Source organism: Hyalangium sp. (assembly GCF_035629615.1).
Taxonomy (GTDB): domain Bacteria; phylum Myxococcota; class Myxococcia; order Myxococcales; family Myxococcaceae; genus Hyalangium.
This window is the reverse complement of sequence record NZ_DASPHO010000113.1, coordinates 1-25,027: the sequence shown is the minus strand read 5'-3', so window position 1 is coordinate 25,027 and position 25,027 is coordinate 1. Positions and strand designations below refer to the sequence as shown.

General features: G+C 63.6%; 19 protein-coding genes and 1 pseudogene. 15 read left to right on the top strand and 5 right to left on the bottom strand.

Features of this window, described 5'->3' with window-relative positions; all coding sequences use genetic code 11:
- The 10 genes from VD972_RS05420 to VD972_RS05375 all read left to right on the top strand — a co-directional run.
- Positions 1-325 (top strand): ABC transporter permease (locus tag VD972_RS05420; protein WP_324981781.1); only part of this gene is annotated, 325 nt, incomplete at its 5' end.
- 168 nt (positions 326-493) lie between these two features.
- Positions 494-1,192: a tetratricopeptide repeat protein gene (locus VD972_RS05415; RefSeq protein WP_324981779.1), complete on the top strand. Its 699-nt coding sequence runs from the start codon at positions 494-496 to the stop codon at positions 1,190-1,192.
- 76 nt (positions 1,193-1,268) lie between these two features.
- Positions 1,269-1,904: a hypothetical protein gene (locus VD972_RS05410; protein ID WP_324981777.1), complete on the top strand. Its 636-nt coding sequence runs from the start codon at positions 1,269-1,271 to the stop codon at positions 1,902-1,904.
- A gap of 79 nt (positions 1,905-1,983) precedes the next feature.
- Entirely contained in the window at positions 1,984-3,558 is a 1,575-nt protein-coding gene (locus VD972_RS05405; RefSeq protein ID WP_324981775.1) for a CocE/NonD family hydrolase, read from the top strand.
- A gap of 73 nt (positions 3,559-3,631) precedes the next feature.
- A complete protein-coding gene (tmk, locus tag VD972_RS05400) occupies positions 3,632-4,366 on the top strand; it encodes a dTMP kinase (protein WP_324981772.1) in 735 nt (244 codons plus the stop codon).
- A gap of 47 nt (positions 4,367-4,413) precedes the next feature.
- Positions 4,414-6,366, top strand: coding sequence for a helix-turn-helix transcriptional regulator (locus VD972_RS05395; protein ID WP_324981769.1), 1,953 nt, complete (start codon positions 4,414-4,416; stop codon positions 6,364-6,366).
- A 450-nt stretch (positions 6,367-6,816) separates the two neighbouring features.
- A complete protein-coding gene (locus tag VD972_RS05390) occupies positions 6,817-7,647 on the top strand; it encodes a hypothetical protein (RefSeq protein ID WP_324981765.1) in 831 nt (276 codons plus the stop codon).
- A complete protein-coding gene (locus tag VD972_RS05385; protein WP_324981763.1) occupies positions 7,637-8,497 on the top strand; it encodes a radical SAM protein in 861 nt (286 codons plus the stop codon). Before VD972_RS05390 ends, VD972_RS05385 begins: the two co-directional genes overlap by 11 nt.
- Positions 8,498-8,579: 82 nt before the next feature.
- On the top strand, positions 8,580-9,068 hold the full coding sequence (locus tag VD972_RS05380; RefSeq protein WP_324981760.1) for a GNAT family N-acetyltransferase: 489 nt from the start codon (positions 8,580-8,582) through the stop codon (positions 9,066-9,068).
- A gap of 156 nt (positions 9,069-9,224) precedes the next feature.
- Complete coding sequence (locus tag VD972_RS05375) at positions 9,225-11,183, top strand: M36 family metallopeptidase (protein ID WP_324981757.1); 1,959 nt, start codon at positions 9,225-9,227, stop codon at positions 11,181-11,183.
- Positions 11,184-11,227: 44 nt separating this feature from the next.
- Here VD972_RS05375 and VD972_RS05370 read toward each other — a convergent pair whose 3' ends face one another.
- The 3 genes from VD972_RS05370 to VD972_RS05360 are packed head-to-tail and all read right to left on the bottom strand — an operon-like array spanning position 11,228 to position 14,717.
- The gene (locus VD972_RS05370; protein ID WP_324981754.1) at positions 11,228-11,365 is read right to left on the bottom strand and encodes a hypothetical protein; all 138 of its coding nucleotides are present in this window, start codon (positions 11,363-11,365) and stop codon (positions 11,228-11,230) included.
- A complete protein-coding gene (locus VD972_RS05365) occupies positions 11,362-13,911 on the bottom strand; it encodes a kelch repeat-containing protein (protein ID WP_324981751.1) in 2,550 nt (849 codons plus the stop codon). The genes VD972_RS05370 and VD972_RS05365 overlap by 4 nt, the downstream gene beginning before the upstream one ends.
- Positions 13,908-14,717, bottom strand: coding sequence for a hypothetical protein (locus tag VD972_RS05360; protein WP_324981748.1), 810 nt, complete (start codon positions 14,715-14,717; stop codon positions 13,908-13,910). Before VD972_RS05360 ends, VD972_RS05365 begins: the two co-directional genes overlap by 4 nt.
- A gap of 231 nt (positions 14,718-14,948) precedes the next feature.
- Between VD972_RS05360 and VD972_RS05355 the strand changes: the two genes are divergently transcribed.
- The 5 genes and pseudogenes from VD972_RS05355 (at position 14,949) to VD972_RS05335 (ending at position 23,238) form a co-directional block, all read left to right on the top strand.
- Positions 14,949-18,350 carry a caspase family protein gene (locus VD972_RS05355; protein WP_324981745.1) on the top strand — a complete coding sequence of 1,134 codons (3,402 nt, stop codon included), beginning with the start codon at positions 14,949-14,951 and terminating at the stop codon, positions 18,348-18,350.
- 270 nt (positions 18,351-18,620) lie between these two features.
- On the top strand, positions 18,621-20,294 hold the full coding sequence (locus VD972_RS05350; RefSeq protein ID WP_324981742.1) for an AAA family ATPase: 1,674 nt from the start codon (positions 18,621-18,623) through the stop codon (positions 20,292-20,294).
- Between the two features lie 231 nt (positions 20,295-20,525).
- Complete coding sequence (locus VD972_RS05345; RefSeq protein ID WP_324981740.1) at positions 20,526-22,370, top strand: carboxypeptidase-like regulatory domain-containing protein; 1,845 nt, start codon at positions 20,526-20,528, stop codon at positions 22,368-22,370.
- A 290-nt stretch (positions 22,371-22,660) separates the two neighbouring features.
- Positions 22,661-22,879 (top strand): annotated as a pseudogene (locus VD972_RS45405) (trehalase-like domain-containing protein); the annotation flags it as partial.
- Between the two features lie 152 nt (positions 22,880-23,031).
- Positions 23,032-23,238 carry a hypothetical protein gene (locus tag VD972_RS05335; protein WP_324981735.1) on the top strand — a complete coding sequence of 69 codons (207 nt, stop codon included), beginning with the start codon at positions 23,032-23,034 and terminating at the stop codon, positions 23,236-23,238.
- 93 nt (positions 23,239-23,331) lie between these two features.
- On the opposite strand, the gene VD972_RS05330 is transcribed toward VD972_RS05335, so the two are convergent.
- Complete coding sequence (locus tag VD972_RS05330; RefSeq protein ID WP_324981732.1) at positions 23,332-24,567, bottom strand: choice-of-anchor A family protein; 1,236 nt, start codon at positions 24,565-24,567, stop codon at positions 23,332-23,334.
- Positions 24,568-24,788: 221 nt separating this feature from the next.
- On the bottom strand, positions 24,789-25,027 hold a 239-nt coding region (locus VD972_RS05325; protein WP_324981729.1), incomplete at its 5' end, for a cupin-like domain-containing protein.

Here is a 25,027-nt window from a genome sequence, read left to right as displayed (position 1 = left end):
CATGAACATCATGCTGGTGTCGGTGACGGAGCGGACGAAGGAGATCGGCATCCGCAAGGCGCTGGGGGCGCGCAAGCGGCGCATCCTGGGGCAGTTCGCCACCGAGGCGGTCATCCTGGCGCTGGTGGGCGGGGTGATCGGCGTGGCGGTGGGCTTCGGGCTGGCCTTCTTGGGGCGGTGGATGCTGGGCTTCCCCACGGTGGTGCCGCCCTGGGCGGTGGCGCTCTCGTTGGGGATGAGCTCCGGAGTGGGGCTCATCTTCGGCATCTACCCGGCGGCGCGCGCGGCCCGGCTGGATCCCGTGGAGGCCATGCGCTCGGAGTAGGCGCGCGGGGCCTCTGTTCGCTGGACCCACTTGACATTCGTCGCGGGCCCAAGCTGTCGCACGGTGTGGGTTTCCGCGTGTGGGTTTCTTCAGGAAGGGGTAGAACGCCGCTCTTCCCTGCCTGTCACTCCTGAAGAGGGGCGGGCCAGCCAGCGCGCGAGGTACGAGATGTCTGAGCAAGCAGCGAAGGAGCTCGTCGACAAGGGCGTCACCCAGTCCGAGGCGAACAAGGCCCAGGAGGCCCTGCCGCTCTACGACGAGGTGATCCAGAAGTTTGGGGGTTCGAGCGAGATCGGGGTCCGCATTCAGGTAGCCCGGGCGTTCATCAACAAGGGCATTGCCCTGCACCAGCTTCAGAAGCCCAATGAGGCCCTGGCCCTCTACGACGAGGCGATCCAGCGGTTTGACAAGGGCGACGAGAAGCTGCGCGAGGTGGTGGCCAAGGCGCTCCTGCAGAAGGCCAACGTCCTGCGCGAGCTGAACCGGGTCGAGGAGTCCGTGGCAGTCTGTGATGACGTGCTCAAGCGGGCGGATGCCAAGACGCTGCCCGTGCCGGTGGCTGGGGCGCTCTTCACCAAGGCGCACGCGCTGGGGAGCCTGGGCCGGCACGACGAGGCCCTGAAGCTCTACGATGAGCTGGTCTCGAGCTTCGGTGGGGCCGGTGACGCGGCGCTGAGGCCGCTGATCGCCGGAGGGCTCTTCAGCAAGTCCGTGCTGCTGAGGCTGAAGAACCAGCCTGAGGCCGCGGTGGCCACCTACGACGAGCTCATCAAGCGGTTCGGTGAGGCGCCCGAGCCCCACCTGCGCGGCATGGCGGCCATGGCTCAGCAGAGCCGGAGCGAGCTGCAGAGCATCCCGAAGAAGTAGGCCGCAGGTTCGGTTTCCCCAGGGCTCCGGGCCTCGTGCCCGAGCCCTCGCGGGGAAGTGACGAGGAGCTCTGGACATGAGGAAGCGTCAGAGCCCCTGGAAGGGGTGGGCCACGGGGGTGGCCGTGTTTCTTGCCTGTGCGTCCCCCAGGCCCGCTCCCCCTGCGGAGACGCCTGCCTTGGAGCCGCAGGCCACGGAGTCCCCGGCTGCACCTGTAGGCGCGGTGGAGTGTCCTCCCGAGCCCCCCACGGAGCTGAGCTCGTGCAAGGGCCCCGCGCTGCGCTGCACCTACGCGGAGCGGCCGGAGTGTGGCTCCATCTGGGAGTGCTACCTCGGCCAGTGGTTTCTCCGGGCCAGGGGGAGCTGCTCCCCGGAGCTCCAGGGGGCATGTCCCGAGAAGCCAGGAGCGGTGCCGGCGGGTGTCGCGAAGGAGTCGGGTCTGGTCTGCATCTACCCGGAGGCCGTCACCTGCGGGTATCGCGTGAAACCCATCCAGCGCCCCTGCAGCGGTGTGCCTTATGTCCAGGTGCCTCGGGAACCTGCCACCTGGGTCTGCGAGCCTCCGGGTTGGACGGCCTGCACGGCGAGCCACTTCGAGCAAGGAGAGCCGTGTGAGCCCGAGGGCGTGTTCTGCGGCACGGCCTGCTGCGGACTCGGCGCCGTCTGTACTCAGGGCAAGTGGCAGGTGCAGATGACGCCGTGCCCTCTCTAGCGGATTGCCTGTATTGCGTGAGTTGCTGCGTGCCGGTACCTTGCGCGGCCGACTCCCCGCAACTCCACGGAGGTGTTTCATGTCACGGCTGCGAGTGATTGCCGTCTGCGCCACGGTCCTGGCGCTGAGTCTCGGTGCCAGCTCGGCATCGGCCGCCTCGTCCTTCCGCACCGCCGACATCATGGCTCGTGACGGAGTGGTCCTGAAGGGGAACGTCTTCACGCCGAGTACCCCAGGGCCCCATCCGGCGATCATCTTCATCACCAGCTGGGGGATGCCCAACATCGAGTACCTGGTGCAGGCCCAGCAGTTCGCGGACGCGGGGTATGTCGCGCTCTCGTACACCCCCCGCGGCTTCTACAGCTCCGGGGGCTACATCGAGACGGCTGGGCCCAAGGACATCAGCGACGTGAGCGATGTCATCAACTGGATGCTCGCCAACACCTCCGCGGATCCGGCGCGCATCGGCGCGGCGGGCATCTCGTACGGCTCGGGGATCAGCTTGCTGGGCGCGGCGTTCGACCCGCGCATCCGAGCGGTGGCCGCCATGAGCTGCTGGACCGATCTGCTGTACTCGCTGCTCTCGAACCAGACCCGCCACCAGCAGGCCGCGGGGCTGCTGAAGCTCGCCGCGGACCTGACGGGGCGGCCCTCGCCCGAGCTGCGGCAGGTGCTCTCGGACTACTTCGGCAACCGGAACCTTGCCGGGCTCGCCGCCTTCGCTCAGGTGCGCAGCGCCGCGACGTACGTGGACCGCATCAACGCCAACCGCCCCGCGATCTTCATGGCGAACGCCTACGGGGACAGCCTGTTCGCGCCGAACCAGCTGACGGACTTCTTCGCCCGGCTGACGGTGCCCAAGCGGCTGGAACTGCGCCCGGGCGATCACGCCATCCCCGAGCTGACCGGCATTCTCGGGCTGCCCAATGACGCGTGGCTGAACGTGCACCGCTGGTTCGACCAGTTCTTGAGGGGTGTGAACACCGGCATTGCCACGGAGAACCCGGTGCAGTTGCAGACGCGAGGCCAGAGCGGCTATGAGGCTTATCCGTCGTGGAGCGCGATCTCGACGGGCACCGCGCGCTACAACCTGGGTGAGGTGCACTGGTGGAGCAGCGAGGGAGACCTCATGTCGGGCTCGCAGAGCGGGTGGAGCTATACGATCGCCGCAGGCCTGGACACCCCCGCCTATGGGGGAGCGGTGCTGCTGACGAACGGCGCCGAGGCGCTCACAGGCATTCCTCCGCTGGCCTGGATCCCGTCGGTGAGCCGGGTCAACGCGGGGATCTGGCAGTCGGACTGGCTGACAAGTGCGCGACGCCTCCGAGGGGCCGCGCACCTGCGCCTGACGATCACGCCCGCCAGCTCCGGGCAGACGACGATCATCGCCTACCTGTACGACACGGACTGGGCTGGGACCGGGCGGCTCGTGACGCATGTGGCGTTCACGATCCGAGGTGCAGTGGCTGGCCAGGCCTACACGGTGGACACGGACTTCCCGACGACGGCCTACGATGTGCCAAGCGGGAATCGCCTCTCGCTGGTCATCGACACCGTGGACCCGCTCTACGCGGATCTGGCGGCGCCGTTTACCTCGGTGAAGTTCTCTTCGCCCTCGGGCAATCCTTCCTATGTCTCGTTGCCGCTGAAGTGACGCGGTCGGACGGGCATGCCCGCCCTTCCAACTTGACTTTGACACAGCCCCTCTCCCGGGAGATCATTCCCACGTGCCTACCCATATTCCAAATGGATTCTTACTGGCCATCGAAGGAATTGATGGTGCAGGAAAAACCACACAGGCAGGACTGCTCTCAGCTCGACTTACGGAGGCGGGAATTGATGTCGTACGCACCAAAGAGCCTACCGATGGGCCTTGGGGAAGGAAGATACGTGCTTCTGCGTTCGAAGGACGTCTATCACCTTCAGAAGAACTCGATTACTTCATCCGCGATCGCCGAGAGCATGTAGAAACGCTGCTCAAGCCATCTCTGCGAGAAGGCAAGCTCGTAATTGTAGATCGGTACTATTTTTCTACCATTGCGTATCAGGGGGCTCGCGGCATGGACCCTGAAGCATTGTTAAAGCTAAATGAAGACTTCGCTCCCACCCCGAATCTTCTGGTTTTGTTGACTGTAGACCCCAAAATCGGACTGCAGCGGATTCGAAAGCGCGGCGATAAAGCTAATCATTTCGAGACAGAGACCAGTCTCCGCAAAGTCGCGAGCATATTCGAGCAGCTAAGCTTTTCTTATCTGCATCGAGTCAATGCAAATTTACCACCGGAAGACATTGCTGCTGGAATTCTAGATCGGCTTTATAGCGGCCCGCTGTCAACATGCGATTCGCAAACAGGGGAACTTCTGCCGCAAGAGGATCAGTCGATGCCCTGTACCGGTGAACTTTGGAACATCACCGCACGGATTTCTGACCAGCGCTCCAAGAAACTCAAAGGCGCATCCTGATACAAATCCAAACTGACTATCATTGATCTGGAAGATCTCAATATCCTATGGCTGACGCCACAGAAGCTATCAAGCGCATTGGCAGGCTTGTTGCGGAGTATCGGGCCAGAAGTGGCATGACTCAAGTCCAGGTCGCCGAACAAGATCCTAGCCTGAATCGCACGATGATTTCTCAGTTGGAGCAGGGATTGCGACTCCCTGCTCCGGAACAGCTTGAGATCATTTTCGATGCTCTTAAGATTCCAGAGCAATTGTGGGCAGAGGCGGTTCATCCTGAATACTTAAGAGCCATGGACTTCCAAGAGCAGTTAAGTGAACTGCTCGGGAAACCGGTGTTGTTAGATCACATTGATGGGGTTTCGCGGAGGTTAGCTGTTGATGCCATCGCGCAACTCTTATCGCGTGGAATGTCATTGGAACAGTCATTTGCGCACTTCAACTCCATTCTAACATTTTATGGAGAAAAGCCAGTCTCCAAGCAGTTCTTTGAGCGATTTCTCGGGTCGGGCGCATTCTCTAGTGTTTCCTCTTTAAAAGGGAAGGTTCAAGACTTTCAGAAATTGGCAATCCGTCTCTACGGCAGTTTCCGCCAAGCATTCAAGACTCTTCGATCCTGTGATGATATTGATAAGGAATTGAGCCCGCTCCGCGAGATAGATGAGGGGCAGTTCACTCAGAGGAGGACTTTCTCAGCGATCAATAAAATACCCACAATCAGGCTCGATGATCTCGGCTATATCTCTGCTGAGAAAGTGCGCCGTCAAAGTCGAGAGAGACAAGAACTGTCGTCCAAACTGCTTGAGCTTGCCGCGACTCTGAAGGAGAATCCCAAGACAGGGCTGCAGCAGGTTTCTACAAAGCGGATCAATCGCATTCAATCCCTTCTGCGAAAGTTCGATTCGCCCGTAAAAATTGAAACGACACTCTTCGGTTCTACTGACCCCGAACTTCTTGAAAGAGAAGCTAAGCGGATCGCTCCTGAAGACCACGATTTGGCGCGCATCGAGGAAAGCCAAGAGCTTGGACTCAGAAATCTTGCCGCATATTTGACCGAACCATACATGGATGTTTATATCGCAACATCCATGAGGGAGTTTGCTGACTTTATATCCGTCAATAATTTTGTAGAAAACCTTTTCGCCAACCCAGAGGTCGCGCATCTGCACCTCAGGTACTTCAACCCAACGCAATCTTGGATATCGGACCGTGTCGCGAAGGGCCTTGTTGAAGCGCTCATGCTCAAGCGCGCGAGACTAACGGTATGCATGGCGCAGAAGAGCGACACTTTTGGCAAGGACAGCGAGGCGTCTGTTGCTCTGGGGCAGGGGAAGCCAGTTATTGTGTATGTCCCCAGGCTCTTTGACGAACCGACAGGCATTAATTCAGAATCGCTGATGCAAATGAGCGATCCGGAGTTTCAGCAAGCAAAGATGTCCGTTGAACTTGAGGAAGAGGAGGGAGTCGACAGACAAACCGAGGTCGATCGGATACTGTCAAAGCGTCTGTCAACTTTGCCGCTAACTGATATTGCTCGGATCATTGACAATCACTGGGCAGACTTCGATCTGTATGGAGAAATAGAGGAATTGCCGGATTCTCAACGCGACTCAGTTCGCATTTATTTGGACGCACTTACTCGTCGAGGAAGCTCAGAAGCACGTCCTGTTCCTGCCGCTAATGTCGCAGAGTCACTAATCTGGAGACTCGTTCAGGTAGGCCTGTTTTTCGAAAAGCGGGCAAAGACATTTCGAGAAATACATCCGCTCGCGCTCCAGGTAATTCTAAGCAGTGGCGTCTTAAACGGCATTCTGGTAGTTAGGTCTCCTGCGGCATGTGCAAAGGTCATGCATAGCCTTCTCATGAACAGGCTTGAGACAGAGTTGGTGTGCGACAATGAAAACTACAAGCTTATTGAAGTCAATACGCGCAGCACGCTTAGGGTAATTTCTAAGCATAAATTGCTGACAAATGCTTTCTGGACGCAGTACTTCGAGGACTAGGTATTGGCCTGTTGCTACCCAGCGCGCTGGGTGAGCCATCGAACGTGCTGCTCTTTGCCGAGCGAGTGGAGGCGTGAGCATTTGGAGTCTCTTGTCGTAGTTGCGATTCTCTCGCCCAGCGGACTGTCGGCAATGCGGCTGGCGCTAGATGTCATCTAAGAACTCCATTAAGATTAGAATCCACGAAAGCGGTCTGCCTGCCAGCAACTCTCTGCCCTATACCCTGTGCCTCGCTCAGACACCATGAGCAGGATTCCATTTACCAATGGTAGTACTATAACTATAACAAACGAGGGCTCGGGTCTGTTTGGTATGCAGGCGGCTATGCATTCTGTTGGCCTCTTGTCCCGAGAGTTCTACGTGTCGTACGCTATGAACAAACAGGCGTTACAAGACCACGAGTAAGCGATGATTAACTCTTCACGGCGTCGGACCATATGGGGCCTCCTCATGATCGAGGTTGGCCTCTATGGCGTTGTGGCGCTGGCTAGCTATCTCAGCCAAGAGAGAATGTGGGGACCCTTTGGCGTTCTCGCAATTGTTTCCACCATACTCTTTTTCGGGGTGAGGCTTTTTCAGATCAAGCCCGAATTGAGAGATCTCTTGGCATTCGAGAACCAGGCTGGAGAGATGGCGCGAAGTGCCTCCAACTACGGAGTGGCTAAGTTCTATAACATGCAACTTGCCAGCGACCAGGCCAAGAGAAACGAAGACACGCGGTTGATAGTCTCCACCGCGGCTAGTATGTGGCTGTGTGCAAATTCGGGGGCTTCGTATCTGGATCCTGCAGTGTATCGGCATTGGCCAGCGGTGGAGCAACGATTGCGGGATAACGTGCCTTTTAAGATAGTCCTATTGAGTCCTTCATCAAGTGAAAAGACTCTGCGCAATTTGCTCAACGTAGGGCAGGATGCTGACGACTCCAAACTCAATCTCCTAAATCTCGTCAGGCTCTACAACAAGTACCCAAGTCTTGAGATCCGATTTGTTGAAGGAGGTATGTATGGGACAGTATTTGCGACACAGTCCCAACTCTTTTATGATCCCTATCACCTTGCTGTCATAGGTCATCGAATCGAGAATCGCAGCTTTTGCCTTCAGTTGGAGCGCAAAATGGTGCCTCAGGGAGTTGGGTACTATGACCTCTTTAAGGCGCACTTTGATGCCCTTTGGCGCACAAGCACGGACTTTGAGGATTGGGTCGAAGCGAATGCCAAGTATCACTCGAACCTTCCCTTGCTCCAGTGGCGTCACAAACGGATGAAGACTGATGCCGAATGAGCTAGGCGATCCTGCGCGCCCGACGCGAATCATTTTGAATTTTTCACATCGCTGCAATATGGCGTGCGAGTGGTGTTATGTGCCATTCGGTGGGTCTCCTCCGACTGCGGAAACATGTCTCCGCATTGTTGCCCGCTGCAAGGAGATTGGAATGGCAGTGGTTACTCTTGGGGGGGGGGACCCGTTTATCTATCCTTTCCTTCCTGATTTGATCGCTTCGGCAAAGCAGGCGGGCTTGTTGGTGCATGTCGACACAAATGCGATTGCTATGCGCCAGACGCCCGATACAGCAAGACTCATTGAAGAGTGCATTGATTTGATTGGGGTCCCGTTGGATGGACCTAGTGCTTATATCCACGGCATGATGCGTTCTTCGCCGGGGCACTTCGACGTGCTCATGAAGCGCTTGTCATGGCTTGAGCCCTATAGGGAAAAGATTAAGATTAATACAGTTGTGACCTCATTGAATGCTGCATCATTGCCCGAGTTGGGTCGTCTGATAACTCGGTTGAATCCAGCGCGTTGGAGCCTTTATCAATATTGGCCCTTGTCGCTGGGAGCAAAGTCGGTTTCACGTCATGGCATCGATCATCAGTCGTTCATGTCTGCGGTGCGTGCCATTAACCCCTTGGGACGCATCCAAATCGAGGTAAATCCGCTGCCATCGCGTCGACTCACCTACCCCTTCGTCTCTCATGAGGGGGTTCTTTATACGCATTCCCTCTCCTCTCTAGGCGATTACGAGATGTTGGGATCGCTGTTTGATAATGGGGTTGTTGAGAGAATGTTTTCCCGATGTGGGCCGGAACGTGTGGAGGCGCAATCACGCTATCAGCTATCAGAGGGATAGGGATCTAACGATATAGTTTTATTCCATCATGACGTCTTTGCTCCGAGTCCGTCGCTACCTGCCTGAGGATCGAGCCGCGTGCATGGCTCTCTTCGAGAGCAACGTGCCTTCCTCGTTCCTCGAGGAGGAACGGTCCATGTTCGGCGAGTTCCTCGACCCACTGCCCGGGCCCTACTTCGTCGTCGAGGACTCCGCTGGCCACCCGGTCGGCTGTGGGGGCTTGGCCTCTCGCGACGTAGAGGAGGCCACGCTCTGCTGGGGCATGGTGGACTTCCAGAAACACAAGGAGGGCGTCGGCCGCGTCCTCCTGCGCGTGCGCCTCGCCGTGGCGGCCCGCATTCCCAGCATCGCGCGCGTCGGAATGAATACCTCGAATGAGACCGCACCCTTCTTCGAGCGCGAAGGCCTGCGCACCGTGAAGGTCACAGAGAATTACTTTCGCCCCGGCCTGCATCGGCACGACATGGTGTGTGAGCTCGACGCGACACGACGCGCGGAGATCGAGGCGCGGCTCGCTGCCATGCTCGCGCAGGGACACAGTCTGGAGAGCGGCGTCCTCACCGTGGGGTGATCGTCAGATTCGCGGGGTGTACGCCTGGCTGCTTGCTTCGGCGTGGGCGGCCCCCTCCAGGTCTCCGATCTTCCGTGGTATCTGCGTGCGGGTATGAGGAGTCGCAGGGCTTCGTCTCTTTCTCTCCCGAGGTGCGTCGTGGCGCGATGGAGCTTGATGATCAGCCTTGTGCTGGTGGTCTCGGGGTCGGCAGCAACTGCGAAGGATCTTCCATCCCTGGATGCGCTCAACGACGCTGCATCCGCTCCCCAGGTCGCGGTGCCTGGGCGGGCGCTGAGGGCGGGGGCGAGGGTGGCGCACACGGACTCGCGGCTGGGCGTGCCTGCCTTCGTGTGGGGCAGCCGCTCGAGCGAGGATGAGCGCTTCCTGTCAGCCCTGCGGCGGATGTCGCCAGAGCAGGCAGCTCGCGCGCACCTGAGCCGGCTCGCCCCGCTCTACAGACTGGCGCCGGGGATGGCGTCCCAGGTGCCCGCGAATGTGAAGGTTCCCCTCTCTGGGCAGGGGCCCGTCCTCGTCACCTTCTGGCAGGAGGTGGAAGGTGTCCCGATCTTCCGCGACGCCCTCAAGGTGTTGATGAATGAGCGCCACGAGCTCATTGCCATCTCGGGTCGGCTCACCCCCCATCTGGCGCCACAGGTGCAGGGCGACAAGCTGCGCTTCGCCTTGGACGTGCGCCAGGCCATCGCCAGGGCCTACGAGGATCTCAACAGCAAGCCACTCGATCCCGCAAACCTCGAGGCGGTGGGCTCGATGTCGGGGGGGTACACCTCCTTTGGCATCACGCCGGCTGCGCATGGTCAGTCCTCGGTGCGGATGGTGACGCCCGCGCGGGCCCGGCGGGTGATCTTCCCGCTGCCGGACCGCCTGGAGCCTGCCTGGTACGTGGAGCTGAACACCGGGGAGGAGGGGAGCACGAGCGCGGACTACTACTCCTATGTCGTCGCCGCGAGCGACGGCCGGTTGCTCCTCCGCAACAACCTCACGGTGGCAGAGGCCTTCTCCTACCGCGTGTGGGCAGAGGCCACGCCGCCGTATCGCCCGGACGATGGCCCTCAGGGGCTCCTCGGCACGCCGCATCCCACGGGAGTCCCGGATGGCTACCAGGCGCCCTTTGTCGCACCCGGGCTGATCACCCTGGAGAGCTCGCCCTTCAGCAACGGCGATCCCTGGCTGCCACCCGGCGCCACCGAGACGGTGGGCAACAATGTGGACGCGTACGTGGACATCTCCGGTGCGGACGGCCGGGACGGCGCGGACTTCCGTGCCAGCACCACGGGCGCCAACACCTTCAACCGCGTCTACGACGTCACCCAGGAGCCCGGCGCCAGCACGAGCCAGCGGATGGCGGCGGTGACGCAGCTCTTCTACGTCAACAACTTCCTGCATGACTGGTACTACGACTCGGGCTTTGACGAGCAGGCCGGCAATGCGCAGACGGACAACTACGGCCGGGGCGGGGTTGGCGGCGACAGCATCAAGGCCGAGGCTCAGGACTTCAGTGGCGTGGATCGCTCCGATATGGCGACTCCGGCCGATGGCGCCCAGCCACGGATGCAGCTGTACCTGGCGACCCCTCACCCGGAGATCTCCTTCACGATCCTTGCTCCGCCCGCCATCGCCGGGGAGTACCCGACGGGCACTGCCAGCTTTGGTCCTCAGGTCTTCACCCTCTCGGGGGAGCTGGTCGCCGTCGTGGACGCGGGTGGCGCCTCTCCCTCGGATGGCTGTGAAGCGCCGTTTGCCAATGCGGCTGCGATGGCGGGCAGGATCGCGCTCATCGATCGCGGCAACTGCGCGTTCACGGACAAGGTGAAGAACGCGCAGAACGCGGGCGCCATCGGAGCCGTGATCGTCAATCAGGCCCTGAGCGGGCCTCCAGACCTGGGGGCACCGAACCCACCCTCTCCATTCCCACGCTTGCGGAGCTCCCCAGGAGCCCCAGTCCCACCCACATCGTCCATAGCACCCTCAGCAGATGGCTTCTCATGTGCGCACTTCCTCCCAGGGACTCCGGCGAGCCAGCAAAGCGCGATGGAACAGCCACATCAAGCTGTCATCTTGATTGCAATCCCAGCGAGCCGTGACGAAGGAAGCAGGCAAGCGGGCCAGGCGTGAGGCTGACCCGCGGTTGCCCTCAGGAAGGCCGGGCTTCCATGGGGTTACTTCACCAGGGTGAAGGTCTCCCAGGGACCGATGGCCGTGCGGTTGCAGTTCACCTCGCCTCCGCCGTTGCCCTCCGCCACCACGTAGTCCTTGTAGGCAGAGGTGATGCCATCGCCCGGAGCGTCGAGAGTCATGGGAGGTGAACTCGCACGGGAGAGAGCCGCCTCGTGGTGGTGCCATCCCCAAGCTGACCAGAGCGGTTGTCCCCCCAGGCCCAAGCTGTCCCATCATTGCGAAGCGCCAGCGTGTAGTTTTCGCCCGCAGCCAGGGCCCTTACCTCGCTCAATCCTGGTATCTGCACAGGGGAGGTCTGTCCCTTCGTGGTCCCATCCCCGAGCTGGCCTGCGTCGTTGGCTCCCCACGCCCACACGGTTCCATCACTGAGCAGAGCCAGGGTGTGGAGGCCGTCTGCGGCAATGGCCCTCGTGTCGCTCAAGCCAGTCACCTGCACCGGCGAAGTCCTCCTCGTGCTGGTGCCATCTCCGAGCTGGCCAGAGCCGTTGTCTCCCCATGTCCAGATCGTCCCATCATTGCACAGTGCCAACGTGTGGTAGGCGCCTGCGGCAATGGCTGTCACGCCGCTCACCCCTGGCACCTGCAGCGGGGAGGTCCGCCCCGTGGTGGTCCCATCCCCGAGCTGGCCATAGGCGTTGTACCCCCATGCCCATACCGTTCCATCATTGCGCAGTGCCAACGTGTGGTATCTGCCCGCGGCAATGGCCGTTACGCCGCTCAATCCTGGCACTTGCAGCGGGGAGGTCCGCCCCGTGGTCGACCCATCCCCGAGCTGGCCAGAGCCGTTGTTCCCCCACGTCCAGACCGTTCCATCATTGCGCAAAGCGAGCGTGTGGTAGTCACCTGCGGCCATGGCCGTCACGCTGCCCAACCCTGGCACCTGCAGTGGGGAGGCATGCCCCGCAGAGGTCCCATCCCCGAGCTGGCCCAAGGCGTTGTTCCCCCACGCCCACACTGTTCCATCACTGCGCAGCGCCAGGGTGTGTTCGCTGCCTGCGGCCATCGCTGTCACGCCGCTCAACCCGGGCACTTGCAGCGGTGAGGCGCGCTCCGTGGTCGTTCCGTCCCCGAGCTGGCCAAAGACATTGCTTCCCCACACTGACACCGTTCCATCACTTCGCAGCGCCAGTGAATGAACTGCACCGGAGACAAGCGTGAGCAGCATGGAGCTTCCATGGGCATCCAGGCTACAGAGCTCGATGCTGTCGAGAGGGCCACTGGTGTTGGATCCGCCTGCCACCAGGAGCTTGCCTGAAGGCAACAGCATCGATGCATGCTTCGAACGGGGAGTTGCCATGGCCTCCGCCGCGGACCAGGTGTTCGAAGCCGGGTCATACACCTCCGCACTGGCAAGAACCCCGCCCGCGTTCTCACCGCCTCCCACCAGAACCTTGCCCGAGAGGAGCAACGTGGCCGTGTGATAGGAGCGTGCCGAGATCATCGGTTCCGTGGAGGACCAGGTGTCTGAGTCCGGGTCATACACCTCCGCGTCTGGGCCTGCCTGGAGCATGGAGCCACTGGCTCCACCCACGACGAGCACCTGGCCTGAAGGCAGGACCGTCGCTGTATGTCCTACGCGCGCGGTGGCCATGCTGGCTGCGCTTTCCCAGGAGCCCTCTGGGGCAGAGATTTCCGCGCTGGCGGTGGCCACACCCATTCGGGCTCCGCCCGTCACCAGCACCGACCCCGAGAGCAACGTGACGGCCGTGTGGTTCTCCCGCCCCTGGAGCATGTCCTGAGCAGAGGCCCAGGTTTCCTGACCCGGGTCGTAGATCTCCGTGCTCGAGACGCCGGCCCATGCACCACGCCCCCCCGTCACCAGAACCCTGCCGTCGGGCAGCAGGGTGGCCGCATGCAAGGCCCGCGGCGTAGACATTTCGCTCGTGAGCTGCCATTCGCCAGTTGTGGCGTCGTACAGCTCCGCAGAGGCCAGAGGGCCCGACACGCCGAACCCTCCCATGACGAGCACCCGGCCTGAAGCTAGCACCACGGCGGTGTGCACGGCCCGCGGGGTAGCGAGCGCCCCAGAGAGGGACGATGAGAGCACGGCCGGATTGACGAGCTCCGAGTCGGGCACATAGCCCTGGGGACCCACCCCCCCCGCGACGAGCATCTGGCCCGAGCTCAGCAGGCTGAGCGTGTGGCCTTCCCGGGCGTTGGCCATGTTTTCCTCCGAAACCCATTTCGTGCAGAACGAGGTGAACGAGGAATAGGGGAACTCGAATTCCGTGGAGGCCTCGAGCCCCAGGTCGTTCGTCACCGTCACCGTCACTATGACGAGGGGAACGCGGCCCCTTTCTGAGCAACTGGGCGCGGTCCAGAAAAACTCGTTGGAGGACGAGGTGTTCCCCTCACGGGGCCCAAGGTTGCCGCTGTTGGTCTTCCAGGAGAAGTGAAGGGGGCTGTCCTGCGGGTCGCGCGCTTCGACGCGGAAGACGAAGCCACCATTGACAGTGTCGTAGAGGGACTGGCGGGTGGAGACAACCTCAGGAGGCTGTCCCTTCGGACCGCCGCAGAGGACGTTCTCCGGGTTCCGCATGCAGATCGCGTCAAACTCCCGGTCGAAGTCGATACCCCCCATGGCCCCGCAGAGCAGGGCCGGTACGAGCAGCAGCCAGCTCCCGCAGGCGCGAGGAGGCCCCTGGGAGTCTCTGTGTCGACTCATGGCCATGTCCCTTGCAGGAGCGCGGAGCCATCGGAGCCGAGCGACACAGGCGCCTGGGGCACTTGAATCAGGTAGAGGACCGTCGCGACGCCCAACGCCAGCCCACCAGCACCCGCCAAGCCAAATCCCAGCGTCTGGTAGCGCTGCCCGCGCGCCGCGGTGCTCCGCGCCTCGTCCAGAGTCCCCGTGCTGAGGTCCACCTTCCTCAGCCGTGACTGCTCATGCCGGGCCAGTCCCCAGAAGACACCTCCGGAGGCCAGCAGCGCTCCGCCGGTAATGGCGGAGACCAGGACGCGAGGTCGGCTCGCCTTGTACCGGAAGCTCTCAGCCACTGGCGTCGGGCCCGGAGGGGCGGGAGCGACGAGCACCGGCCACTTCGACATCAACCGCAACCGGTCCTCCGGGGCAAGCTCCGGGGGCGCTCCCGCCTGCCCACGCTCAGGCTCGGCGGAGGGTGGCACCCTCTGCTCCGCCGCAGGAGCGGGCGGTGCCGTGACTTCACGCGCGGAGAGAGGCTGCCCGGCCAGCTCCTTGAGGACGCGGGCACGCACCTCCTCGAAGGTGCGCTCCAGCCGGGGTGGCACCTTCACCGGCAGGTTCGCCTGGGGATCCAGCAGGAGCGCGGCCCTGAACGCTGCCTGAGCGCGGTCCTGGTTGCGTCGGCCCATGCTCGAGAGGGCGAGCCCCTCATAGAGGGAGACCACGAGCCGCTGTTCCGCATCGCGGGCCAGCACCTTCAGCCGGCCGAGCCGCTCGAGGGCCTCCTCGTACCCTTGACTCTCCAGGAGTTGCCGGACGGTGTCCATGGAGCGCTCGAAGTCCTCTTGCGCCCACCCGGCCCCGGGAACTCCAAAGGCAAGGAGCCCGATTATCAGCAAGCACGGCATACGGTGTGAGGCGTCCTTCATGGAATAGGGCTGGCTCCTACCCGAGGCGTCAGGTGAAGTCCAGTGTATCCCATGAGTAGGATGCTACCCCTCAAGTGGTATAGGAGGGCTCACGCTTCCTGAGAGACTCTCACCTTCGAGACATCCTGCATGCGGGCCCGCTGGTCCTTCCTCCTCTTGCTCGCGCTGCTGGTCCCCCGGGACGGATGGGCCATCAAACGCTTCGCGCTGTTGGTGGGCGCCAATACCGGCTGGGAGCAGGATCGCACGCTGCGCTATGCCGAGGATGATGCCCGCAACCTGGGCGCTGTCCTCTCTGAGCTGGGCGGCTTTGCCCCAGGGGACAGGGTCTTCCTGAGCTCGCCCACCACCGAGCGGCTGCTCGCGGAGCTCCACTCCCTCCAGCAGCGGCTGCGCGAGGAGCCAGCACAAGAGACGCTGTTCCTCTTCTACTACTCGGGCCACGCGGACGCGCGCTACCTGCACCTGGCTGGAGCACCCCTCTCCTTCGAGAACCTCTATCAGCGCCTGCGCAAGATGGGAGCCGGCGTCACGCTGGGCATCCTCGACGCCTGCCAGAGCGGCTCCATCCTCAAGGTGAAGGGAGGCCGGGCCGCTCCAGCCTTCCGCATCACCGTCCAGAATGAAGGCGAAGTCCGTGGCACCGTCATCCTCACCTCCTCGGGCGCGGACGAGCTGTCCCAGGAGGCCCGTGCCCTCTCCGGCTCGTTCTTCACCCAGCACCTGGTGAGCGGCCTGCGCGGCGCGGCGGATGAGAACGGCGATCTCCAGATCAGCCTTGATGAGGCGTACCGCCATTCCGCCACCCGCACCCTGTTGGACACCGCCGGCACGCTCGCGGGGGAGCAACGCCCCGGCTTTCGCTACGAGCTCAAGGGCCACGGTAACCTCTACCTCACCCGGCTGGAGGGGCCCGTGGGCTTCCTGCTCTTTCCCCCAGGCAGCCCGCGCTGCTTCGTCACCGACACGGACGAGCGTCGGCTCGTCGCGGAGGTGGGCGCTCGCAAGGAGGCGGGCCAGCGGCTCGGGATACCCCCGGGCGCGTACCGACTCAAGTGCGTGGACGGCGGGAAGTACCGGGTCGCCTCCCTGGAGCTGAAGGCGGGAGAGTGGCTGGAGTCCTCCCAGCTGACGTTCCGTGAGGCCCCCCTCTCTGGCGGGGTGCTCAAGGGCGCGGGTCGGAGCCCGGAGCTGGTCGAAGCCCTGGCCCACCGGTTGGCGGCACAGTCGGAGCTGATCCGGACCGAGCGCCCCGAGCAGCTCGAGCTCAGCGTCCTGCTCGCTGTGACTTCGCTGCGGCTCGCCCCTTCCCTCGAGGCCCAGCAGGTGCTGCGCCTGGGACTGGAGAGGCTCCCGCGCTCGGGCGCCTGCATGAAGCACACAGGCGCCGTGCTCGGCGTGGCCTGGAGCCCAGAGGGACAGCAGCTGGCCACCTCGAGCGCGGATGGAAGGGTGCACCTCTGGGCCGCGGAGACGGGGGCAGCGCTCTCCCACCTGACGCCCCCAAGCCGCGTGACGGAGCTGGCCTGGAGTGTGGACGGGCAGCTCTTGAGCGCACGGCGGCCCCAGGGAGAGGCCTTCCTCTGGGCGCGGGGACGTGGGGATGGCTTCGTGCGCCAGCTCCGGGGCCTGCCGCTGCGCGCCATTGTCTTTGCGCCCTCGGGCCAGCACCTGGCCCTCATCGACCGCAAGGACAACCTCAGCCTCGCGACGAGCGCCAGCGGAGACAGCCTCCTGAGCGCCGGCGCCAACAGCTCCCTGGCGAGGTTCAGCGCGGATGGCCGGTTCCTGGCGTCCTTCGACATCTTCGGCCGGGCGCGCGTCTGGAATCTGGCCACGGGGAAGCTCGCCCTCGTGGTGGAGGCCGAGACACCTTCCACCCGGGCTTCCACGCTGGCCCTGAGCCCGGACGGGAGGCTCCTCGCGCTGGTGAGCCAGGGCGCGGCGGCGGTGCGGATCTGGGATGTTCCTGGAGCGCGCCAGCTCTCGCTCGTGCGCCATGAGGGGGCGGTGAGTGCGCTGGCGTTCACTCCGGACGGACTGCTGATCAGCGCGAGCGAGGACAAGAGCGTCCGGGTGTGGGAGGTAGCCACCGGACGCGAGCAGGTGCGCCTGCCGCACGAGGCCGCCGTGGAGTCGCTCGCCCTCTCCCCGGATGGGAAGTGGCTGGTGACCACCCAGCTGGGAGGACGCTCCGCTCTCCTCTGGAACATGGAGACAGGGCAGGGAGCCGCGTGGCTGGCCCATGGTGGGGCCGTGAACGCGGTGTCCTGGAGCCCGGAGGGAGACCGGCTGGCCACGGCCAGCGCGGATGGGATGGCCTGCATCTGGGGGCTCGCCGGAGCGACGGTCGCCCGTGCCTCGGCCTGGGGGCTGCATACCGGCATGGCCTTCAGCCCGGACGGAGGGGCCCTGTTCACGGCCACCGAAGGAGACTCGGTCCACGCCTGGGATGTCGTCTCTGGGCGCGAGCGGGCACCCAGGGTGCAAACGGGGGGCGTGCACCACCTGGCGCTGTCTCCCGATGGGAGGCTGCTGGCGACCACGGAAGGCCACCGGGCACAGGTCTGGGAGGTGGGGAGCGGGCGAGAGCTCGCCCGCGTGGAGCACGAGGGCTTCATCCACGCGCTCGCGTTCAGCCCGGAGGGACGGTGGGTGGCGAGCGCGAGCCAGGATGGCACGGTGCGCGTGTGGGAGGCCGCGACAGGGCACGAGCAGATGCGGGGCCGGCATGAGGGCGCGGTGAGCGCAGTGGCCTTCAGCCCGGAGGGGCAGCGCCTCGCCACCGGGGGGGAGGACCAGACCGCTCGCCTGTGGGACGTGGCGACGGGCCTGGCGCTTGCCCGGTGGGTGCACAAGGACGTGCCATGCGAAGAGGTGCTGGGGAAGGCTCGGGGGGCATGCGAGAGGGCTCGCATGTGGGGCACGGCGGCGAAGCTGGAGTCTGTGAGCTTCAGCCCGGACGGGAAGTTGCTGGCCACCACGACTCTGGATGGAGTCGCCCGGGTCTGGGACATCGGGAGCGCGCGCGAGCGGCTGCTGCTCCGTCACCCTGAGTTCATCCGGACCCTGGCCTTTAGTCCGGACGGCCGGGCGCTGGCCATCGCCAGCGGTGAACCCGGCGCACGGCTCTGGAGTGTGGCGACGGGCGAGGAGCTGAGCCGGATCGCCACGGTGGAGGATGTCTCTTTCCTTCAGTACAGCGTGGATGGGAAGTCCCTGATGACCTCCAGCGCCGCGGGCACGATCCACCTCTGGGAGCCGGACTCCGGCCGTGAGCTCGCGCGCATCCAGGAGGACTCGAGGCCTGAGGCCGTGCTCCTGAGTCCGGATGGAAGGTACGTGGCCACGGCGAAGGATGACGGCGAAGCGGGCGGCGTGTCCTACTCCCTCCAGGTGTGGCGCTCGGAGGACCTCGTGGAGCAAGCGTGCGCCCGCTTGCGGCGCAACCTGTCGCGAGCCGAGTGGCGCAAGTACGGCGGCAGCGGAGAGGCCTACCCGAAGGTGTGTCCATCTTTACCCGGGGAGTGACGCAGCACCCCCTGCAAGGTCGTGCACCGGCCACATCGACGCCACCTCCGCAAAGAGCGCTCCACCCTCATAGCGCCCCCGCCTCTCTTCCAGTACGACGTGTGCGGAGTGTCGCGATGGAGCAGCTCCCGGGGAGCCTACATGGAGATCCGAGTGGTTGGGGCGTGTTGGGCAAGAGGAGGCGACGGAGCTCGTAGGGGCCTGGAGCGGAAGACTGCGGCGCTCCTGGCATACCTGGCATTGGAAGGGCCCACGGCGCGAGGGCGGCTCGTGGGGCTGTTGTGGCCCGAGTCTTCTGAGGAGACCGCGCGCAACAACCTGAGGCAGCTTCTGTTGCGGCTGAAGAAGCTGCTCGGGCAGGAGTGCATCGAGAGCGGGGATCCCCTGAGGCTGCTCGAGGGCCTTGCCTTGGACGTGCTCCACCTGCGCGCCCTTCTCGAGGCCAAGGACTCAGCGTGGATGGCTTCCTTCGAGGGAGAGCTGCTCCAGGACTTCACCTACGACGGCTGCTCGGAGCTGAGCGAGTGGCTGGAAGGCTGGCGCCTGAAGCTGCGCAACCTCCGGCTCAAGGCGATGGAGGAGGAGGTGCTGCGGCTGGAGCAGGAGGAGCGACTCAAGGACGCGCTGGAGAGCGCGCGGCGGCTGCTGGAGCGGGAGCCCAAGGCGGAGACTTCGTACCAGCACGTGATGCGCCTGCATCACCGCTTGGGAGATCGCGCGGCGGCGCTGGTGGCCTATCGCCAGTGCCAGGACATGGTGAGGCAGGAGTTCGGTGCCGCGCTCTCGAAGGAGACGCGCGATCTGGCCCGCGAGATCGAGCACTCCGAGGCCACGCGCCCGCGGTCGGCCGTTCCCTTGTCGGTGACGCACCCTCCCGTGCTGGCGGGCCGTGAGCGCGAGTGGGCCTTGATGGAGGAGGCCTGGGCGGCGCGTCAGCCCATGATCGTGGATGGGGAGTCGGGCGTCGGCAAGTCGCGGCTGGTGAGGGAGTTCGGTTACAGCCGAGGGCGCTGCCTCTTGATCAACGGGCGTCCCGGAGATCAACAGCTGCCGTTCGCCACGCACATCCGCAGCCTGCGCGAGGTGTTGAAGGAGGTGCCTGACGCGCCGATGCAACCCTGGGTCCGGCGGGAGCTGTCGCGCTTGCTGCCAGGACTGCTGGACGAGGCACTGCCTCCGCCTCAGAGCCCCCAGGAGCGGACGAGGCTCTTCTCGGCGGTCATCGAGTTCCTTCGGGGCGCGCTCCAGGGCGTGAAGGTGCTCGTGTTCGATGACGCGCAGTACATGGACCGCGACAGCGCGGAGTTGGGGATCCAGGTCCACTCGGAGTTTCGCGAGGAGATGATCGCCGGGCGCTTCCCCCTCATCATCAACGTCTTTCGTACTTCCGAGGCTGGGGAGTGGGAGCGGCAGCAGATCCAGAGTGTGATTGAGTCAGGGCTGATGCGCCGGGTGCAGGTGGGACGGCTCGATGCAGCGGCCGTCACGGAGATGCTCCGGGGGATGGGGGAGCCAGCGCCCGAGCAGGCTGCGGAGAAGATGGTTGCCTATACCGGCGGCAACCCGCTCTTCATCGTGGAGACCGTGCGTCACCGACGGCAGTCTGGAGGAGGGGACGGGACGTTTGCGAAGGCATTATCCCCTCCCGATCTCATCAGGGTGATGATCGAGCAACGCCTGGGCCGACTGTCGCAAGAGGCCCTGCGGCTGGCGCGCGTCTTCGCCGTGGCCCGGACGGACTTCAGCGTGGAACTGGCGTCGAAGGTGTTGGAAGTGCCGGTGGACCAGCTCGCGTTGCCCTGGAGGGAGCTCGAGGAGGCCCACATCATCCAGGGCCAGTGGTTCGTTCATGACCTCGTGTGCGAGGTGCTTCTGGCCACGTTGCCCGAGCCCATCCGCGACGTCTTGACCCAGCGGACTGCCCTCCACCGCGGCACCTGCTGACCCAGCGGCGGTCGCTCAAGAAAAACGAGCGGCCCCCTGGGCGGCGGGACACCATTGTCCCTTGTGAAAGAGTGAACCTGGAGCCCTGAGTCCTGCTCAGCCTGGGAGCGGTCACGCCCCAGTCACGCAAGGGCTGCGATGGTCCCTTGGGAATGAGGACCTTGGAGCCGTGGGCTTCCAGGTCTCTCGTCGCCTGTCTGAGCAGTGAATCAATATGAACCAGGAGTCTCGATGAATACGAAGCAGTGGAGCTTGACGCTATTGGCATCAGCAGTGCTTGTGCTCGGTTGTTCGGGCATGGACGACACAGAGCCGTTCTCCCCTCAGGACGCCCAAGTTGACACGAGCGCCGCGGTTACCTCGGCTGTCTTTTCGGGAACGGTGAGTAGCGAGCAGGGCGTGGCGGTGGCTGGCGCCAAAGTCGTCATCAATGGCATCGCGCGCACCACGGACAGCGCCGGTAAGTACTTCGTCTCGGTGGTGAGCTCAACGGTTGGGTATAACCTCAGCATAAGCAAGAATGGCTTCGCGCCAATCTCCGTGTTCACGAGCTCAGCCAGGCGCAACAGCATCCACGTCCTACAGAACGCCTTTGTGCAGCAGATCAGCCCAACGGTCGACAACACCATCACTTCGAACACGGGTGTGAGAGTGACGATCCGGGCCAATACGCTCGTAGATGCCAATGGCGTGGCAGCCACGGGAGCTGTCAATGTCGCCATCGCCAGCTACGACCCGATGCGCATGCCGGGCGATTTCACGGCAGTGAACTCCAGTGGCCAGCAAGTTGCACTGGAGTCAGTGGGCGCCGTCTCCATCAACGCTACCAGCTCGACTGGCGTGCCTCTCAATCTTCGAAGTGGAGCCACTGCGGACGGATTCATTCCTGTGCCTGCGCAGATCGGCAGCATGCCGCCCTGCGTCTTCGATGGGAGCTGCCGCCTGGCGATGTGGCGGTTCGCGACATCCACGGGCAAGTGGTACGAGAAGCAGGCCAATATCCAGTTCACCGCGGCTGGTACGAGCTTCACCATGATGGGCGGCAGCAGCGCCACTGCTAGCGGCGGTGTCAACCCCTTGTCACCCATTCAACCCAATGCCGGCTTTGGAGAATGGAATGCGGACATCGAGAGGAACAACACCGCCTGCACCATCATCGAGTTCGTCAATGTTCCGTCTGACTGCTACCATCCCACTGGCACAGGGCAGGAGCCTGGCATTCAGCTCAACGTCAAGCTGCCGAACGGGGCGTCCACCTTCATTCCTCTCACGGATAGAGCGACCTTGAGCCTGCCGTTCATTGTGCTCTATAACATTCGTGCGAATGCGGTGCAGGAGGTCGGCATTACCTTCCCAGCAGGTGCCCCAGCACACTGCGCGGGCAACCTGACCATTGCTTCTACTCCTGGTCCGACGGGTCCTTATCCAGTCGTATCCGCGACGGGTGGCGTTACCCGGTTTGATTCGGGTGCTCCTTGGGGCAGCAATGGCTACCCAAGAGATACTGGTGGCAACTCGATTGACTTCGAGGACATGGCTCTAGGTAACCATCCATGTAACTCGACTGTACAGTTCCAGACCAGTGATAACCCTGTGGGCCCCTTGAAGACCGCTATGACGTGGTCCTTGTTGAACTCTGCTGTTCCCAATGTGTCTCATACGTACGCTCTGGTCGGGAGTGATTCTATCACCAACCCTTATCAAGGGGATATGCTGACCAGTCAGACCCTCCCCGTTCTCTGCATCAACAAGAACAACCCTGCATACCCTGGGGCGGGCGTCATTGGGAGTCCTATCCAGACACCCGGTGGGGCTTGGCATAGGACGTGGTCAGGCGCAACCATTGCCCTGACCACTCCCGTCACGGGGAACTCGCTGACCTCGTGGGCGGTGGCAGATGCCCTATGTGCCAGCCAGCTCGGAGCAGGGTACCGGATGGCTGAATTCCACGATGGAGATCCGACCCTGTGGACTGGCTGGGACTTCTGGGCTGAGGTGAGTGGTGCGAGCATCACCCCCTTCCAGAATACTCGCTTCTGGGTGGCGATTAATGATCAGAACGCGAATCCTTGGTGAGCCAGACTCCAGGAGCCCAGGTCCCGCAGCCACTCGCGGTCGCATGAAAGTACAGAGCGATGGCATGGCTTGGGATGTAGGAATGAATGCAGCCTGCTGATAGCCCTCATGGCTGATGGTGGTGTTGGGTCTGCTTTCATGGCGGGGCCGGGGTGCCGGTTGAGCGCACCCCGGCTCGCCGCCTGACCTCAGGTTGTGCGACGAGAGAGCAGTACCGCTCTCTGCCGTCGCCCGCCTATACGAGCGCCTTCGGGTCGCACGGGCCTTCCTCCCGAGTGGTGAGAGGCAGGATGCCGCAGCGGATTGAGGATTACGCCTTGCTGGGCGATTGCCACTCCGCAGCGCTCGTGGGCCGCGACGGCTCCATCGACTGGGCGTGCTTTCCCCGGTTCGACTCGCCCGCGGTGTTCTGCCGCATCCTCGATGTGCAGCGGGGGGGCACCTTTCGAGTAGGCCCCGAAGGCCCCTTCCAGTCCGCTCGCCAGTACCTCGACGACACCAACGTCCTCGTCACCACCTTCACCACGCCCACCGGCGCGTTGGAGGTGACGGACTGCATGCCCCTCCGCCTTGGCCGGGAACGCAGCCCCCGCGTGGGGACGCGGCACTCGCTGCTCCTGCTGCTGCTGGGCTACCAGGAGGAGGCCGTCCGGAGGAGGCGGTGCCAGGGACGGGTGAGGCAATGGGCAACTTCCCGCAGGCCTTCACGCACATGGCGCTGGTGGCCTCGTGCGCGCAGCTCTCCGCGGCCCGTAGCTTTCAGCTCCCGAGGCCCGGCGCGTACGACTTCGCGGACTTCGCGCTCACCTACCACCTCGGCCGGCGCTCCGTCCTCATGTCCCAGTTTCTGGGGGAAGCCACCCTGTAGCCGAGACCGTGCAGCCAGGAGTGAGCACGGGAGGGGTGGACTGGCTGCTCCCCCTCACCGTGCCCCCTGTTCTTCTATGAGGAACAGCCGCGCTCAGTTAGGAGAAGCGCAGAGATCGATCTCCCTGAGCGAGTTGATGTGGCCCTCGGCATTGCCCGACATCGAGCCCGCGTAGATGCCGCCGTCGAAGCTGCCGTTGCTGAAGTCGATGTGGGCCAGGGGGGCCAGCACCGTGCCGAAGAAGCCATGGTTGGAGGCGGTGATGCTCGTGGCGTTCACGAAGTTGAAGAGGACGCCAGTCTGATCAATGCCTCCGCTGAACTCGGTGCTGAAGCCAGCAAACGTCGCCGCCGTACCGACGACGTTCACCACCACCACGGACTGCGCCGGCGCGCTGATGGACAGGTACCGGGTCGTGGCGAAGACGCTGGCATCCACCTGGAAGACGTTCAGCACCGCATCCGTGCCCTCCAGGAAGAGGCCGCCCCATGCTTCGATCCGCGTCGCTCCGTTGACCGTCTGCGCGTGGAGGTTCGCGGACAGCTGCCCCAGCGCGACACCCGCGGCGGTGAAGTTGATGGGAGTGCCCTGCGCCAGCGCTCCCCGGTGCACCGTCACGCTCCCATTCGTAGTGAGCGTGCCTCCATAGGAGGCACTCCCAAAGATGCCGCCGTGCTGGAGGCTCAGGTTGCCACCGGCCACCAGCACCCCGTTGACGTCGCTTGCCGCCAGGCCCGCGCCCACGGAGAAGTACTGCATGTCGATGTTGCCGCCGGCCGCCACCTTGCCTTGCACGTCCGTGCCACCGCTGTAGTTTCCGAGCAGGAAGACGTTGTAGTCATTCAGATCGATCTGGACGCAGACCGCGGGCGGGGGAGGTGGCGGCGGCGGGTCAGGCAGGATGACGGTGAGGCTGAGGGTCCGGGAGTACTCGATGTTCATGGCCACATCGACCGCGAAGTAGGTGATCGACGTCGTCCCTGGGGCGGTGATGACCGGGAGCACGGCGACGGAGCCCGCCACCGTGGCGGTACCCGTCGTGGCTCCATCGAGCGAATAGGTGATGCTCGCCACACCGCTGGAGTCATCCGTCGCCTGGATCGTGACGGTGACCGGCCCGTGGTACTCGCCGTTCGAGTCGGCATCGGGTGTGACGGTGACCACACTCTGGGGCGGTGTCAGGTCCAGCTCGTTGAGGGAGGGAGCCTGCGAGAGATGCTGGAGATCCGACGGCTCCCGCCTGGTACCCAGGCCCTCCTGCTCTGGCGCGCCACAAGCGGATGCAGCAAGCGCGAGCACCACCCACCAACCTGTCGATCGACTCTTCAAGGAAGTCCTCCTGTAGCCCCCCGGGGAGGGGGACGAAGCGCCCAGTCGGGCAGGCCCCACGGTAAGCACCGTGCTGCGATGCAGTGAGGTGCTGCGTGGAATACATGTCAGAGGACTCCCTGCAGCCGCGGACGGTGTGCCCCGAGGTGTCCAGGGATCGGGTGCATGCTGCGCTTCATCGGGCCTGCCGGTGGCTGAGAGGACGCTCGGGGCCCGCTGCTTCAGCTCACGGCGAGGAAGTGGCTGACAGAGAGCGTCACGTCATCGAGCGAGTACACCTGATGGAACCAGCCGACGGGCTGGACGAGCAGCTCGCCCGGGGCCAGGAGGAGCTCGATCGGGTGGGCCTCCCTGAACCTCGGAAAGCGCTCGAGATCAGGCGCATGAGGTTTGACCCAGCAGAGCTGATAGCCAAAGAAGGCGCCCTTGGGATAGACGCACGGCGCCTCGTGCGGCGGGA

Bases quoted from the DNA above. Each gene is read 5' to 3' on its own strand.
- VD972_RS05415 (WP_324981779.1), top strand. From the start codon at position 494: ATGTCTGAGCAAGCAGCGAAGGAGCTCGTCGACAAGGGCGTCACCCAG.
- VD972_RS05410 (WP_324981777.1), top strand. From the start codon at position 1,269: ATGAGGAAGCGTCAGAGCCCCTGGAAGGGGTGGGCCACGGGGGTGGCC.
- VD972_RS05405 (WP_324981775.1), top strand. From the start codon at position 1,984: ATGTCACGGCTGCGAGTGATTGCCGTCTGCGCCACGGTCCTGGCGCTG.
- VD972_RS05395 (WP_324981769.1), top strand. From the start codon at position 4,414: ATGGCTGACGCCACAGAAGCTATCAAGCGCATTGGCAGGCTTGTTGCG.
- VD972_RS05390 (WP_324981765.1), top strand. From the start codon at position 6,817: ATGATCGAGGTTGGCCTCTATGGCGTTGTGGCGCTGGCTAGCTATCTC.
- VD972_RS05385 (WP_324981763.1), top strand. From the start codon at position 7,637: ATGCCGAATGAGCTAGGCGATCCTGCGCGCCCGACGCGAATCATTTTG.
- VD972_RS05380 (WP_324981760.1), top strand. From the start codon at position 8,580: ATGGCTCTCTTCGAGAGCAACGTGCCTTCCTCGTTCCTCGAGGAGGAA.
- VD972_RS05375 (WP_324981757.1), top strand. From the start codon at position 9,225: ATGATCAGCCTTGTGCTGGTGGTCTCGGGGTCGGCAGCAACTGCGAAG.
- VD972_RS05370 (WP_324981754.1), bottom strand. From the start codon at position 11,365: ATGACTCTCGACGCTCCGGGCGATGGCATCACCTCTGCCTACAAGGAC.
- VD972_RS05365 (WP_324981751.1), bottom strand. From the start codon at position 13,911: ATGAGTCGACACAGAGACTCCCAGGGGCCTCCTCGCGCCTGCGGGAGC.
- VD972_RS05360 (WP_324981748.1), bottom strand. From the start codon at position 14,717: ATGGACACCGTCCGGCAACTCCTGGAGAGTCAAGGGTACGAGGAGGCC.
- VD972_RS05355 (WP_324981745.1), top strand. From the start codon at position 14,949: ATGCGGGCCCGCTGGTCCTTCCTCCTCTTGCTCGCGCTGCTGGTCCCC.
- VD972_RS05345 (WP_324981740.1), top strand. From the start codon at position 20,526: ATGAATACGAAGCAGTGGAGCTTGACGCTATTGGCATCAGCAGTGCTT.